This is a genomic window from Streptomyces sp. NPDC001231 (assembly GCF_042896885.1).
Taxonomy (GTDB): Bacteria; Actinomycetota; Actinomycetes; order Streptomycetales; family Streptomycetaceae; genus Streptomyces.
This window is the reverse complement of the sequence record NZ_JBIAXS010000031.1, coordinates 46,301-59,922: the sequence shown is the minus strand read 5'-3', so window position 1 is coordinate 59,922 and position 13,622 is coordinate 46,301. Positions and strand designations below refer to the sequence as shown.

The window sequence follows — 13,622 nt, the reverse complement described above, 5'->3', positions numbered from 1 at the left end:
TCGACGGAGGCTGATCGGCATGTCCGCCACCACCCTGCTCGGCACCCTCTCCCGCACGGACCACCCGCACACCATGCTGCGCCGCTTCCTCGCCCTCGACGCCGTCGTCACCGGCGTCAACGGGCTGGTCTACATGATCGACTCGAAGCCGGTCGGCAACCTGCTCGGCATCGGATCCGGTCTGCTGTTCGAACTCGGCATCTTCCTGGTGCTGTACGCCGCGGGGGTCGGCTGTCTCGCCACGCGGAAGCAGCCGTCGGCCCTCGCCGTGAAGGCGGTCATCGACGCCAATGTGCTGTGGGCCGTGCTCAGCATCGTCGCGATGCTCGCCTGGTTCTCGCCGACGACCGCGGGCGCCGTCTGGATCCCCGTGCAGGCCATGACCGTCGCCGGTTTCGGTGTGCTCCAGTTCCTCTCGCTGCGTGCCACTACGGCCTGAGGCGCTGGGGTATCGCCCTTCTTCCTCCTTCACGGACCCCGTCCCGCCGCCGGCAGCAGGACGACCAGCCGGGCGCCGGGACGGTTGTCCTCGATGCGGGTGCTGCCGTGGTGGGCCGTGACGGTGTCGCGGACGATGGCGAGGCCGAGACCGCTGCCGCCGGTGTCCCGGGCACGGGCGTCGTCGAGCCGGGTGAAGCGCCCGAAGACGCGCTCACGGTCGGCCTCGGGGATGCCCGGCCCGTCGTCGGCGACGGTCAGTTGCGCGGTGTCGCCGAGCGTGTGGAGGCTGACGTCGATCCGGGCGCTGGCATGGCGCAGCGCGTTGTCCAGCAGGTTGCGCACGACCCGGGCGAGGGCGTCCTCGTCGCCCGCCACACGTGCCGCGCCGACGGCGTGCTGGTCGATGACGAGCCGGGTCCGCCGACGGGCTTCGCGCACCTCGGTGAAGACGATCTCATCCAGGTCGACGGGGTGGGCCCGCAGCCGTGGACGGGCGTCGAGCCGCGCGAGCTGGAGCAGGTCGTCGACGAGCCGCGTGAGCCGCTCGGTCTGCGACAGGAGTCCGGTGGCGAGGGACCGCCCGTCGGCCAGGCCGGGGTGGTGGGCGGCGACGGACAGGCGTGTGTGCAGGGTGCTCAGGGGATTGCGCAGTTCGTGTGCCGCGTCCGCGACGAACCGCCGCTGCCGCCGGGTCGATGTGTCCAGACGGGCCAGCAGGTCGTTGAGGGTCGTGGCCAGCCGGCCGAGCGCGTCGTCGGCGGGCGGTACGTCGAGGCGGCGGCTCAGGTCGGAGGCGCTGATCTCGGCGGTCTGGGCGCGCATGCCGTCCACGGGGCGCAGCGCGCGCCCGGTGAGCAGCCACACGACTCCGGTGAGGGCGGCGACGACCGCCGGAACTCCGGTGGCCAGACCGACGGTGAGCTGGGCCAGGCCGTGGTCGACGCTCTCGGTGGGTACGGCCACGTAGACGGTCACCGGGTCACGGGCGGCGCCCGCGGGGATGCCGACGGCGCGCCATGTCCCGCCCGTCCCTACGGGAATGTCGTCGACGGTGTGGGCGTGCGGGGTGTCGGCCCGGCTCGCCGGGAAGGTGAAAGCGCGCGGCCGGCCACGCAGGTTGGCCGAGCTGGACAGCACTCTCCCGCTCCGCGCGATCACCTGTACGGCGACTCCCCCGTGGTCGGTGGTGGGCACTTCCGCCGTCATCCGGTTGCTGTCCTCGTCCGCCGCCACGACCTGGGCTCGTTGCAGGGCGGTCTGGTCGAGTCCGGTGATCAGGCTGGCGTGCAGCCAGACGACGAGCAGCACGGCGGCTCCGGCCAGCCCCGCGGCGATGACCGCTGCCGCGGCGGCGGTCAGGCGCAGCCGCAGTGACCGGCGGGCCCACCAGTACCGGACGCCCGCGGTCATGGGTCACCCCGCACCGCCGCGCAGCCGGTAGCCGGCACCACGGACGGTCTCGATGGTCCGGCGGCCGAAGGGCGCGTCGATCTTGCGGCGGAGGTAGCCGACGTAGACCTCGACGATGTTGGTGTCGCCGTCGAAGTGCTCGTCCCATACGTGGGTGAGGATGTCCGTCTTGCTGATCACCTCGTCGGGGTGCCTGAGCAGGTATTCCAGGAGGGTGAACTCCCTTGTGGTCAGTTCGATTTCGCGGTGTCCACGGCAGCAGCGGCGGCGGGCGGGGTCGAGTGTGAGGTCTCCGGCGGTGAGGACGGCGGGGCGGGCGGGTGCTCCTCGCCGCAGAAGGGCCCGGAGGTGGGCGACGAGCACGACGTAGGAGAAGGGCTTGGTCAGGTAGTCGTCGGCGCCGAGGTCGAGGGCGTCGGCCTCGTCGTACTCCCCGTCCTTCGCGGTGAGCATGAGCACCGGTGTCCAGGCTCTGGCCGCCCGCAGGCGTTTGAGGACCTCGTACCCGGACAAGCCGGGCAGCATGATGTCGAGCACGATGACGTCGTACGGTTCGTGGAGGGCCCGCCACAGTCCGTCCGGGCCGTCGTGTGCCAGGTCCGAGACGAAACCCTCGGCGGCAAGTCCGTCGGCGATCGCCTCGGCGAGTGCGTGCTCGTCCTCGATGATCAGCGTCCGCATGGCAGCCTCTCGAGAACCACGATAGCTCCGGACCGGAGCGGCTGTTTCCCGGGAGGGAGCCGGAGAAGTGTGCGCCACGGCGGTGGGGTCACCTCTCCATCACCGATTCCACCAGGTCCATGGCCAGGTCCAGGGTGTGGTGCACCGGCAGGCCGTGGTCGGTGTACCAGTCGGTCGTGGCCTCCGGGTGGGGGCCGGTGACCGCGACCCGCCCGCGGCCGAAGCGGGTCACGAGGGCGGCGGGGGCGCCGTTGTCGTAGGTGGCGAGGACCGTGGCGTCGGCGTGCTCGTCGAGGTCGAAGAGGGGGCCGTCCTGGAAGAACACCGTGCGGGGGCGGCCTCGCCAGGTCACCGTGATCAGTGTGTCGCTCTCCTCGTGGACGGTGGCTCCCGGGGAGGAGATGTACTGGTCGGTGTCACCGGGGAGCAGGGCGAAGCCCGGTGTGGCCCCGGCGAGGTAGCCGCCGAGGCAGAACCCGAGGTAGCGCCCGCCGTCGCGGACGAAGCCGCGGATCGCCCGGCGCCGCCACCGCAGTCTCCGGTAGGCGGAGGCGAGCGTGCCGCCACCGGGCTGGGCGTACAGCAGGGCCTGGGAGAGAAGTCCGGCCGAGAGCGGAAGCGCCTCGTTCGGGCCGGTGAAGCGGACGTCGAGGTTCCACGGCCCGGAGGAGAGCAGTCCTGCGACCGCCTCGGGGCAGCCGGGCGACGAGGCCGGGCCGCGGTAGACGAGAGCGAGAGGGCGGCGCCCCGCGGCGGCCCCTGAATGCCTTGGGTATGTCATGGCTGCCTCACAGCGGGCACGTCGTCGGCCCGGCCGTCCGCAGGTGCGCTGTCGTCTCCTTCGGCGGGGAGCCCGTGCCAGCTCGTTCCCGGCGTCAGACGCTCGCCCTTCATCACCAGGGACAGCGCACCGAGCCGGACACCGGCGCCCACCTGCGTGTCGTAGAGCACGACGGTCCGCGTACCCACGCTCGCGGCGGGGCCGACGGTCACCGTGGACATCTTCATCACACGGTCCTCGAACAGGTGGGTCTGGAGGGAGACGAACATGCCGATCGAGGCGTCGTCGCCCACCTCGACGAGGTCGAACTCGGTGAGGTACGTGGTGCCGATCCAGGTGCGCCGTCCGATGCGGGCACCGAGCCGGCGCAGCACCGGCGGCAGGAAGGGCGTCCCCACCAGGGCGCCCACGCCCGCGGGTACCGCCGCCGCTTCGAAGAGGCCGGTGACGAACTCCGTGCGGCGCACGAACAGGCTCCACAGGGGCTCCACACGCGGCCGGTACCGTCCGGCGACGGCCCACTTCGCGAGCACGCAGCACCCGATGACGGCCAGCACCGCCCCGGCGGCGAAGAGCGGCGACACGAGCGGCGGCACCCACGGCCCGGTGCGGCGGGCGGTGTCCGACAGGGCGAGCAGGTACAGGAAGGCGGCGGTCGCGAGCACCGACATGGGCAGGGTGGCGCGGAAGAACTCGATGGCCAGGCGGCCGAGTACGGCCTTGCGGGTGGGCCGGAACGTCTTCTCCTCCGGATAGGACCCGCTGTCCTGGCGCACCGGCAGCCGCAGGGCCGGTGAGCCGAGCCAGGTGCTGCCGGCGGGCACGCGCTCCGGGGGCGGCACCGTGCCCACGCCGACGAGAGAGCCCGGGCCGAGCCTCGTCCCGGCCGGGACGAGCGCCGCGTTGCCCACGAAGGCGCGTTCGCCGATGTCGGTGGGTTCGAAGGCCATGCGTCCGGCCGCGAAGGCGGCTACGCCGACGCCGGCCATGTCGGCGACGAAGCTGCCGTCGCGGAGGGTGAGCAGGTCGGGATCGATGTGCGCCGCGGTGGAGATCTCGGCGCGCCGGCCGACGCGGGCGCCGAGCAGCCGCAGCCACGGGACGGTGTAGAGCGTGGCGTAGAGCGAGTTGGTGAGGGTGAGGCTCTGCTCCAGCAGCTTGTCGGCGATCCACTTGCGCACGCCCAGCGCCGAGCGCGCCGGGTGGATTCCGGCAGGCGTCCTCGGCAGGACCGCCCGCTTCCCGGCGGCGACGACCACGCACACCGTGGCCACGAAGACCGGGCCGGACAAGATGGTCGCGGCGACGGCCGCGGGCGTGTCACCGCTCGACCAGGCCCACCAGAGAAGGGCGGCACTCGGCAGGGCCGCGGCGACCACGACGGACTCCAGCAGGACCAGTCCGAGCACGACGGCGGCCAGTTGCCGGGGCCGCCAGCGTTCCGCCTCGGTCCGCTCGCGCAGCATCGTCTCGACGAGCGGGGCGAGTGCCCCGACCGGTCGTGCGGGCGATCCGGCGCGGCGCGCTCCGGCCGGGACGGCCTTGCCCGGGCCCGACACGGACTGCTCGCCGAGCGCGGACCCGGGGCCCAGGTAGGCGCCTGGTTCGAGGACCGCGTTGGCACCGACGTACGCCCTCTCGCCGACGGTGATCGGGGCGACGGTGACCCATCCGTCGGCGACCTGCCAGGGGCGCAGGGTGGCGCCGTAGCCGATCGTGGCGTCCCGGTCGACGCGCAGCAGCGTGGGCAGGCCGACGAAGCCGGTGGCGATGGTGGTGCGAGGGCCGACGTGGGCGCCGAGGAGCCTCAGGTAGGGGCCCATGAACGGGGATCCGCTGAGCATCCGCAGTGGGCTGATCCCCAGCAGCAGCACGTCCAACAGCCACAGCCGCAGGTACGTCGCCCCCCAGAGGGGGTACCGGCCGGGCCGGATGCCCGCCGCCAGCGGCCGCGCGAGAAGGACGGGAGCCAGCCAGCGTACGGCGAACCAGCCGGCCAGTACCGAGACGGCCGGCCCGGCGGCCGCGCTGCCGGACATCTGTCCGTGGCTCAGCGCGAAGGACGCGGCCACCGGGCCGGTGAGCAGGAGGAGCAGTGCGTAGAAGGCCGTTGCCTGGAGGAGTCCGGCCCGCGCGATGCGGGCGCGGCCGTGCCGCAGGGGGGCGGGGCGGGGCTGCCGCGGCGCGCGGGAGGCGCCGGCCGCGGCGCGCAGCCGGGCGGCGAAGCTGGTCACGGTCGGGTTCTCGTACAGGTCACGCAGGGTGGGGCCGGGTCCGCCGCCCGGGTCGCGCAGCAGCGACACCGCGCGGGCGGCGAGCAGCGAGTGACCGCCGAGGTCGGTGAAGAAGTCGGCCTCCGCGGAGAGTTCGCCGGGGTCCATGCCGAGCGTCCGTGCCCAGGCGTCGCGCACCCTCGCCTCGAGCCGGTCGCGGACCGGCGCCACTGGGCCGGTGCCGGCGAGGCGGCGGCCGGTGGGTGCGGGCAGTTTCGTGCGGTCCGTCTTGCCGCTGGGCATGACGGGCAGCCGATCGAGGAAGTCCAGCGTCGCGGGCACCATGTAGGCGGGCAGCGACCGGCGCAGGCGCCGGTGCAGCCGGGCCGCGAGATCGTCGTCGGGGACCGCGCCGTCCCCGGCGGGCACGACGTAGGCGGCGAGGACACGGCCACCGTCGGGTCCGTCCCGCGGCGACACGGGGGTGGTGGCCGCCTGGGCCACGCCGGGGTCCTCCAGCAGCACGTTGTCGATCTCCTCCAGGGACACCCGGTAGCCGCGGATCTTCACCTCGGCGTCGGCCCGGCCGAGGTACTCGATCTCCCCGTCGTCGGTCATCCTGCCGAGGTCTCCGGTGCGGTACAGGCGGCCCGAGCCGGGCGCCGAAGGGTGCTGGACGAAGCGCTCCGCGGTCAGGTCGGGCCGTCCCGTGTAGCCGCGTGCGAGGCCCGGACCGCCCAGGCAGATCTCACCGACGGCGCCGTGCGGCACGGGCCGCAGCCGCTCGTCCAGGAGGACGGCCGAGCAGGTCGGCAGCGGGCGGCCGATGGTCACCGGACGCCCCGGCAGGAGTTCCTGCCAGGTGGCGGTGACGGTTGCCTCGGTCGGCCCGTAGGTGTTGAGGATGCGCCGCCCCGGCCTGCTCCACCGCTCGACGAGCGAGGCGGGGCACGCCTCGCCGCCGACGACGACCTCGCGGAGCCGCGGAAGGTCACGGGAGATCGTCGCCAGCAGTGTCGGGACGCAGTACAGAGCGGTGACCTGGTGCTCCTCGAGGAAGCCGGCGAGATCGTCGCCCAACTGCCCGGGGCCGCCCGGTCCGGCGACGAGCGTGGCGCCGGCCGCCCAGGTGGGCCAGATCTCCTCGATGGAGAAGTCGAACGAGAGGGTCATGCCCTGGTACACGCGATCGTGCGGCCGTACGCCGTAGATCGGTCCCACCACGCGCAGGAAGTTGCAGATGCTCGACTGCGCGATCTCCACGCCCTTCGGCCTGCCGCTGGACCCCGAGGTGTACATCACGTACGCCAGCGGATCGTCCGCGCCCCCGGCCGCGGCGGCGGGCCGCTCGGGCGGCAGGGCGGCCAGGTCCGCGGCACACGTGTCGACCTCGATCACCGGGCACGACCGCTCCGCCCAAGCGGCACCGGACGCGAGCGCCGACGTGGTCAGCACCACGGCCGCGCCCGCGTCGCCCAGGATGAAGGCGACCCGGTCCGGCGGCGCGGCCGGGTCGATCGGCACGAACGCCGCGCCTGCCTTGCACACGCCCAGCAGGCACACGTACATGTCCACGGAGCGGGGCAGCAGCAGGGCCGCGCGGCTGCCCGGACCGATGCCGGCACGGTGCAGATGCCGGGCCATTCGATTGGCCCGCGCGTCGAGATCGGCGTAAGTGAGGAGCCGCGATCCGCATTCGAGGGCCGGGGCTGACGGAGTGCGGTCGCAGGCGTCGTCGAAGAAGCGGTTCAGCCTGTCACCGGCGCCCTCGCTCGCCGGGGCCGCGCGGCCCCGGCGAGGAGAGACGGGTGGGGCCGCGGTGCGGGAAACCATGGGCTCCTCCTCTTCGATGCGAGATGGACTCGCTTCCCCTGTGCGAAAAGGACCCGGTCGTCCCCAGGACACCTCCAGCCTCGGTGACGCCCGCTGAGAAGACACTGAGAAGCCGGCCGGGGGCGGCCCCGCGTGCCGCCCCCGTCAAGTCCCGGGCGAACCGGACGTGGTGGTGACGTTGACGACCGCCGCCACCCCGTCGACGCGAAGGGTGCCGCCGTCGCGGTCCGGGAACAGGACCGCGTCGAACCGGTCGAGGGTGACGCCGGACTCCTCGACGGCCACCGTGCCCGCCAAGGCGATCACGAGGACCAGGACCCCGGTCCGCGGGACGACGGCGAACCCCTCACGCGCCATGCGGACGTGCGCCGTCGCGCGGGTGCGCCGCGTCATCACGTTGAGGTCGACGATGGGGCCGGAGAGCAGCCGGCAGTCGGTGACCGCGTCACCCGGAAAGGAAAAGGGCTCGTACGCGTCGGCGACGGTGTGCGCGGCACCGTCGACGATCAGCTCCATCCCCGCCCCGTCCACGACGGTGATGACCCTGTCCACGCCCGCGAAGGAGGAGAACGGCCCGCTTTGAGCGATGTCGGCGAGACTCACACGCCAGACGAAGTCCTCCAGACCCGCCCTGGAGGCGTCGGCGGCGACCTGACGGGTCAGACCGCCGCCGTTCTTCCAGCGCGTCACCGACCGGTCGCGCGCCCGCAGCACCTGGCCGCCCGTCATGCCGTCATCTCCTTCAAGGCGGACTCGGTGAAGACCCGGTAACCGGTGTCGGGCCGGTATCCGTGTATCTCGCGAGTGTCGAGAGCTCCCATGTACCGCAGCACAGTCTCGTTGATCACCTGGCCCGGAACGAGCACGGGGAAGCCCGGAGGGTACGGAGTGACGAAGGTGGCCGAGACGACCTCCTGCCCGGCCGCCACGGCCTCGGCGACTTCGTCCGCCATCACGTACTCGCACTTGTCGTCGTCGTACGCCAGGAAGAACGCCTTGCGCAGGTCGCCCTCCGGTGTGTGAACGCCCGGACGGAACGCGGCATGGAACGCGCTGAAGTCCGGCAGGGCGGCGGACCCGTCGCCGAGGGCGGCTCTTCGCCGATGGTGCAGGACACGTTCGCGGGGGCTCATCTCCTCGATGTTCTCCTCCAGTTCCTCGACGATCTTGACGAGCACCTCGATGAGGTAGGCGACCGCGCTGCGGGTGGTTCCGATGGTGGTCATGAACAGCAGCGTGTTGCGCGTGGTCTTGTTGACCTGGACGCCGTAGCGGTCCATGAGATGTTCGTGCTTGAAGGTGTCCCCGTCGATGCCCGTGCGGCCGATGTGCAGGGTCGCCCGGGTCGGATCGAGGACGAACTCGTCGTCCTCCCAGGCGGCCGCCATCTTCGCCAGCCCGGTCCGCAGGGGCTGGTCCACACCGGAGGAACGGAACCGGGCGGGTATCAGCTCGGGCGTGGTGAGGAAGTGCAGGTACCGGCTCAGCACCGGGTGCTGGTCGATCGCGTCCCTGAGGACGCCCGCCTGTTCGAGCTGCTTCTGCACCAGTTCGAAGCCCTCCAGGGCGGCCTGTCGGCGGCCGAGGTCGAGCGAGGCGAGGATCTGGTAGTTCGGCGACGTCGACGTATGCGTCATGTAGGCCTCGTGGAACGTCTCGGCCGCCTTGTGTCTGAAGTCCTGGTCGAAGACGTGGATCATGGAGCCCTGGCGCAGTGACGTCAGCGTCTTGTGCGTCGACTGGGTGGCGTACACGCGGATGCGGACGGTGTCCGGATCCGGCATCAGACGGTGGCTGAGCAGGGTCTCGTCGTCCGGGTCGTCCCCGAGGGCCTCGCGGTGCGCGGCGTACTGTCCGGCGTAGTCCGCGTCGCGGTAGCGGTCGGTCAGCTCGCGTGCCGCGGCCATGGCGGTGCGGCGGCGGTAGACCGGGTGGAAGCGGGCGAAGGCGAACCAGGCCTCGTCCCAGAGGAACGCCAGGTCCGGCTTGAGTGCCAGGCACTCCTCCATCACCCGGGCGGGGTTGTAGACGATCCCGTCGAAGGTGCAGTTGGTGAGCAGGAGGAGCCTGACCCGGTCCAGCAGTCCCTCGCGGCGCAGCATCAGCAGCTTTCGCTTGATCTCCTCCACCGGCACGGCCCCGTACATGCCGTACTGGTCCATCGGATAGGCGTCGAGGTAGACCACATGGGCACCGGCGAGCATCAGCCCGTAGTGGTGCGACTTGTGACAGTTGCGGTCCACGAGCACGATGTCGCCCGGCCGGACCAGGGCCTGCACCACGATCTTGTTGGCGGTGGACGTGCCGTTGGTGACGAAGTACGTCTGCCGGGCACCGAACGCCTGGGCCGCGAGGTCCTGTGCCTCCCGCAGCGGGCCTGTGGGCTCCAGCAGCGAGTCCAGGCCGCCGGAGGTGGCGGACGTCTCGGCGAGGAAGATGTTGAGCCCGTAGAAGCGGGCCATCTCCGGGATCCAGTGGGAGCCGACCACGGAGGTACCGCGGGAGATGGGAAGAGCGTGGAAGACCCCGGTCGGGCGCCGGCTGTGCGCTCGCAGAGCGGTGAAGAACGGTGCCGTGTAGCGTTCGCCGATGCCGTGCAGGATCGACAGGTGAAGTTCCAGAAGCCCCTCCCGGGCGTGGAAGACCCGCGCGAAGCCCCGGCTGAGCGTGCCCGCGGTCCTCTCCACCGCCCCTTCCGTCATCAGGTAGAGGTCCAGCTCCGGCCGTAGTTCCAGCAATCGGGCGCCGAGCGCCTGGGCCCGCTGCTCGAACCGGTCCTCCTCCGGGACGGTCTCGGCGGCGGTTCCTTCGAAGAACCGCCGCACCACCTGCAGGTCGTGCCGGGAACGGTTGGCGAATCGGCGGCGGATGACGACGGCCTGAAGACTGGGGTTCACCAGCGCCGCGATCACCGCGTCCTCGAAGCTGGGGGCCACGACGAGGTCGTAGACGAATTCGTCCTCGGCGCGGCGCAGGTGGCGCAGGGCCTCCCGCAGCGCCTGCTCCTCCGTCTCGTCGAGATCTCCGACGACGAGCACTTCGAAGTACGGCTTGGCCGCGGGCTCGTGCGGCGAAGACGGCTCCTCGGCGGCCGCTTCCTCGGGGTGTTCCGGTGCCGTCGAGACATTGCGGTAGGTGTCCGTGCCCAGGGCCAGGTTCAGGTCGTCCGCGCACTCCGCCAGCCGGCGCCGGTCACCGATCTCGTGGAGCCGGCGCAGCTCGCCGAGGCCCGCCTTGCCGGGAAAGGCATAGCAGTTCTCGATCGGCGTCAGCAGCCGGAACAGTTCCGCCAGCTGGTCGGTCAACGACTCCGGGCGGGTGTCGGTGCTCGGGCCGAGGCGCAACCGACGCGTCAGTTCCGCCAATGAGTTCCATGCGTCGGCGCGCAGTTGCCTGACGCTGTTGTAGACGCCTGGGAATGTCACCTCGTCGGTGTGGGTCGCGGCGACGGCCACCGACCGGGCGCCGCGTTGTGGTGCCGACGGGGCGTCGGCCGATCCAGCAGTCTGTGCCATGTGTTCCATGAAGCCCCAGGTCATGGCGCTCTCACTACGCCCGGGAGCAGCAATCCGTCTCGTATCCCAGACGCCTCGGGGTGATTCGGAATCGGCGTTTCCGGACGGACGTACGCTCGCGATATGTCCACGGTCCCCGCCGCAGCACAGGTGCTCGCCGTCCTCCGCTACCTCGCGGCCCAGGCCGGTCCGGTGCCGGCCGCGGCCATCAGCCGCGACGTGGGACTGCCCCGGTCGACGACCTATCACCTGCTCGACACCCTGGCACGCGACGGCTTCGTCGTGCACCTGCCCGAAGAGCGTCGCTACGGCCTGGGGGTCAGCGCCTTCGAGCTCGGCTCCGGATACAGCCGCCAGGCACCGTTCCAGCGCCTGGCGCGGGTCCCGCTGGCACAACTCGTCGACCGTACCGGGCACAACGCGCATCTGGCCGTGTTGCACGGCCGCGAGGTGATCTACGTCATCGAGGAGCGAGCACCGGGACGCGCGCCGCTGGTCACCGAGGTCGGCGTACGGCTGCCGGCGCACCTCACCGCGAGCGGCCGGGCCGTGCTGGCGCGCCTGGCGCAGGCCCAGGTCCGCGCCCTGTTCCCCGACCCCTCTGCGTTCGTCCTGCGCAACGGGCTCGGACCCACCTCGCTGTCCGCTCTGCGCAACCTCCTCGTGGAAGTACGGCGCCGCGGATACGCGACGGAGGACGGAGAGGTGACGACCGGTTTCTCCTCCGTCGCCGCCCCCGTTCTCGATCACAGCGCCCACCCGATCGCGGGTGTGGCGGTCACCTTCCCGGCCGAGGAAGCGGATCCGGAGCGTCGGCAACGGTTCGCCACGGAGGTGGCCCGGACCGCCCGTGAGCTGAGCCGCCGCGTCGGCGGAGTCGCCGACGCGCCACACCGCCCGGGAGAACCGGCTCCCTCGGCGTAGGAACTCGTACGAGCTCGTGGGCCCGCGCGGGCTCGTACGGCCTCGCCATGTCTCCTCATGGCCTCCCACCGCCTCTCACGGCCTCTCACGGCCTTTCACGGCGAGACGGCCGCTGCCCCGGCGCACCGCGATGGGTGCGCCGGGGCCGCCGGCTCCTGGATACGGGCTCCCGGATACGGACCTCCTCGGAGAGGGAGACCGTCAGGAGAGGCGGCCGACCTCGGCCTCGGCCGCGGCAAGGGCCCGGCCGGAGGCCACGTACTGGACGGCCTCCTCGATCTCGGGGGCGAGCCAGCGGTCGGCGCCAGGACCCTCGACCACCTCGCGCAGACCGTCACGTACCGCGGCGGTGCCCGGTGCCGGCGTCAGCGGGGCGCGCAGATCCAGGGCACGAGCGGCGGTGTAGAGCTCCACGGCGAGGACGCGGGCGAGCCCGTCGAGGGCGCGGCGCAACTTGCGGGCGGCGGCCCAGCCCATCGAGACGTGGTCCTCCTGCATGGCGCTGGAGGGGATGGAGTCGACGGAGGCCGGGCCGGCCAGGCGCTTGAGCTCGGAGACGATCGCCGCCTGGGTGTACTGGGCGATCATGTGTCCGGAGTCGACGCCCGGGTCCTCGGCGAGGAACGCGTTCAGGCCGTGGTTCCGGGACACGTCGAGGAACCGGTCCGTGCGGCGCTCGGCGACCGAGGCGAGGTCGGCCACCGAGATGGCCAGGAAGTCCAGGACGCAGGCGACGGGCGCGCCGTGGAAGTTGCCGTTGGACTCGACCCTTCCGTCGAGCGTGACCACCGGGTTGTCCACCGCGCTGGCCAGTTCGCGGGAGGCCACCAGTTCGGCGTGCGTGAGGGTGTCGCGGGCCGCGCCGTGGACCTGCGGGGAGCAGCGCAGCGAGTAGGCGTCCTGGACGCGGGTGCACTCCGGGCCGCGGTGGCTGGCCGTGATCGCCGAACCGGCGAGCAGCGCCCGCAGGTTGGCGGCACTGTCGGCCTGGCCCGGGTGCGGGCGCAGCGCCTGAAGGTCGGCGGCGAAGACGGCGTCGGTGCCCAGCTGTCCCTCGACGCTCATCGCCGCGCTGATGTCGGCGGTGCGCAGCAGCAGCCTCAGATCGTGGCAGGCCAGGACCAGCATGCCGAGCATGCCGTCGGTGCCGTTGATGAGCGCCAGGCCCTCCTTCTCCTGGAGGACGACCGGGGTGATACCGGCGGCGGCGAGCGCCTCGGCGGCCGGCTTGAGCACCCCCTGGGCGTCCCGGACCTCGCCCTCGCCCATGATCGCCAGTGCGCAGTGTGCGAGGGGGGCGAGGTCACCGGAGCAACCGAGGGAACCGTACTCGCGCACCACCGGGGTGATCCCGGCGTTGAGCAGCGCGGCGTAGGCCTCGGCGGTCTCCGTGCGAACGCCGGTACGTCCGGTGGCAAGGGTCGACAGACGCAGCAGCATGAGTGCGCGGACGACCTCACGCTCGACCTCGGGACCGGAGCCCGCGGCGTGGGAGCGCACCAGGCTGCGCTGGAGCTGGGTGCGCAGTTCGGTGGGGATGTGGCGCGTGGCCAGGGCGCCGAAGCCGGTGGAGACACCGTAGTGCGGCACCACGTCGTCGGCCAGGCCCTCGATCACTTCGCGACTGCGAGCGATCTCCTTGAGGGCCTCCTCCGCGAGGACCACGGGCGCACCGTGGCGGGCGACGGAAACAACGTCGTCGGCGGAAAGGGGGCCGACATTCACAACAACAGTCATAAATCTATGAAGTCCCATGTCAGAGCAGCTTCGCGAGGCGCTGACGGCACTCATTGTCCGGGATCCCAGACATTGCGCTCCGGGCGG

The 13,622-nt window shown here is 72.0% G+C and carries 8 protein-coding genes and 2 pseudogenes; 2 read left to right on the top strand and 8 right to left on the bottom strand.

The window, feature by feature from the left end; translation table 11 throughout:
• Positions 1-19 precede the first annotated feature (19 nt).
• Positions 20-439 (top strand): hypothetical protein, encoded by a 420-nt coding sequence (locus tag ACFY3J_RS31065; protein ID WP_384178511.1) that lies wholly within the window; start codon positions 20-22, stop codon positions 437-439.
• 29 nt (positions 440-468) lie between these two features.
• Here the strand turns inward: ACFY3J_RS31065 and ACFY3J_RS31060 are convergent, their stop codons facing one another.
• From ACFY3J_RS31060 to ACFY3J_RS31030, 7 genes and pseudogenes are all read right to left on the bottom strand, one after another.
• Positions 469-1,851 carry a sensor histidine kinase gene (locus ACFY3J_RS31060; RefSeq protein WP_384178508.1) on the bottom strand — a complete coding sequence of 461 codons (1,383 nt, stop codon included), beginning with the start codon at positions 1,849-1,851 and terminating at the stop codon, positions 469-471.
• A 3-nt stretch (positions 1,852-1,854) separates the two neighbouring features.
• Entirely contained in the window at positions 1,855-2,532 is a 678-nt protein-coding gene (locus ACFY3J_RS31055) for a response regulator transcription factor (protein ID WP_384178505.1), read from the bottom strand.
• 88 nt (positions 2,533-2,620) lie between these two features.
• A complete protein-coding gene (locus ACFY3J_RS31050) occupies positions 2,621-3,313 on the bottom strand; it encodes a BPL-N domain-containing protein (protein ID WP_390842221.1) in 693 nt (230 codons plus the stop codon).
• Positions 3,310-5,277 (bottom strand): annotated as a pseudogene (locus ACFY3J_RS31045) (Pls/PosA family non-ribosomal peptide synthetase); the annotation flags it as partial. The pseudogene ACFY3J_RS31045 and the gene ACFY3J_RS31050, both read right to left, overlap by 4 nt.
• A 306-nt stretch (positions 5,278-5,583) precedes the next feature.
• Positions 5,584-7,359 (bottom strand): annotated as a pseudogene (locus ACFY3J_RS31040) (amino acid adenylation domain-containing protein); the annotation flags it as partial.
• A 144-nt stretch (positions 7,360-7,503) separates the two neighbouring features.
• Positions 7,504-8,088, bottom strand: coding sequence for a HutD family protein (locus tag ACFY3J_RS31035; protein WP_390842220.1), 585 nt, complete (start codon positions 8,086-8,088; stop codon positions 7,504-7,506).
• Positions 8,085-10,874, bottom strand: coding sequence for an aminotransferase class I/II-fold pyridoxal phosphate-dependent enzyme (locus ACFY3J_RS31030; RefSeq protein ID WP_384178496.1), 2,790 nt, complete (start codon positions 10,872-10,874; stop codon positions 8,085-8,087). Before ACFY3J_RS31030 ends, ACFY3J_RS31035 begins: the two co-directional genes overlap by 4 nt.
• A 123-nt stretch (positions 10,875-10,997) precedes the next feature.
• On the opposite strand from ACFY3J_RS31030, the gene ACFY3J_RS31025 reads away from it, so the two are divergent.
• Positions 10,998-11,798, top strand: coding sequence for an IclR family transcriptional regulator (locus tag ACFY3J_RS31025; RefSeq protein ID WP_384178493.1), 801 nt, complete (start codon positions 10,998-11,000; stop codon positions 11,796-11,798).
• Positions 11,799-11,999: 201 nt separating this feature from the next.
• Here the strand turns inward: ACFY3J_RS31025 and hutH are convergent, their stop codons facing one another.
• Positions 12,000-13,553, bottom strand: a complete 1,554-nt coding sequence (hutH, locus tag ACFY3J_RS31020) for a histidine ammonia-lyase (RefSeq protein WP_384178490.1) — start codon at positions 13,551-13,553, stop codon at positions 12,000-12,002.
• Positions 13,554-13,622 lie beyond the last annotated feature (69 nt).

What these genes read in the sequence shown, in the direction of transcription:
- ACFY3J_RS31065 (WP_384178511.1), top strand. Translation starts at nt 20, where the DNA reads ATGTCCGCCACCACCCTGCTCGGCACCCTCTCCCGCACGGACCACCCG.
- ACFY3J_RS31060 (WP_384178508.1), bottom strand. Translation starts at nt 1,851, where the DNA reads ATGACCGCGGGCGTCCGGTACTGGTGGGCCCGCCGGTCACTGCGGCTG.
- ACFY3J_RS31055 (WP_384178505.1), bottom strand. Translation starts at nt 2,532, where the DNA reads ATGCGGACGCTGATCATCGAGGACGAGCACGCACTCGCCGAGGCGATC.
- ACFY3J_RS31050 (WP_390842221.1), bottom strand. Translation starts at nt 3,313, where the DNA reads ATGACATACCCAAGGCATTCAGGGGCCGCCGCGGGGCGCCGCCCTCTC.
- ACFY3J_RS31035 (WP_390842220.1), bottom strand. Translation starts at nt 8,088, where the DNA reads ATGACGGGCGGCCAGGTGCTGCGGGCGCGCGACCGGTCGGTGACGCGC.
- ACFY3J_RS31030 (WP_384178496.1), bottom strand. Translation starts at nt 10,874, where the DNA reads ATGGCACAGACTGCTGGATCGGCCGACGCCCCGTCGGCACCACAACGC.
- ACFY3J_RS31025 (WP_384178493.1), top strand. Translation starts at nt 10,998, where the DNA reads ATGTCCACGGTCCCCGCCGCAGCACAGGTGCTCGCCGTCCTCCGCTAC.
- hutH (WP_384178490.1), bottom strand. Translation starts at nt 13,553, where the DNA reads ATGGGACTTCATAGATTTATGACTGTTGTTGTGAATGTCGGCCCCCTT.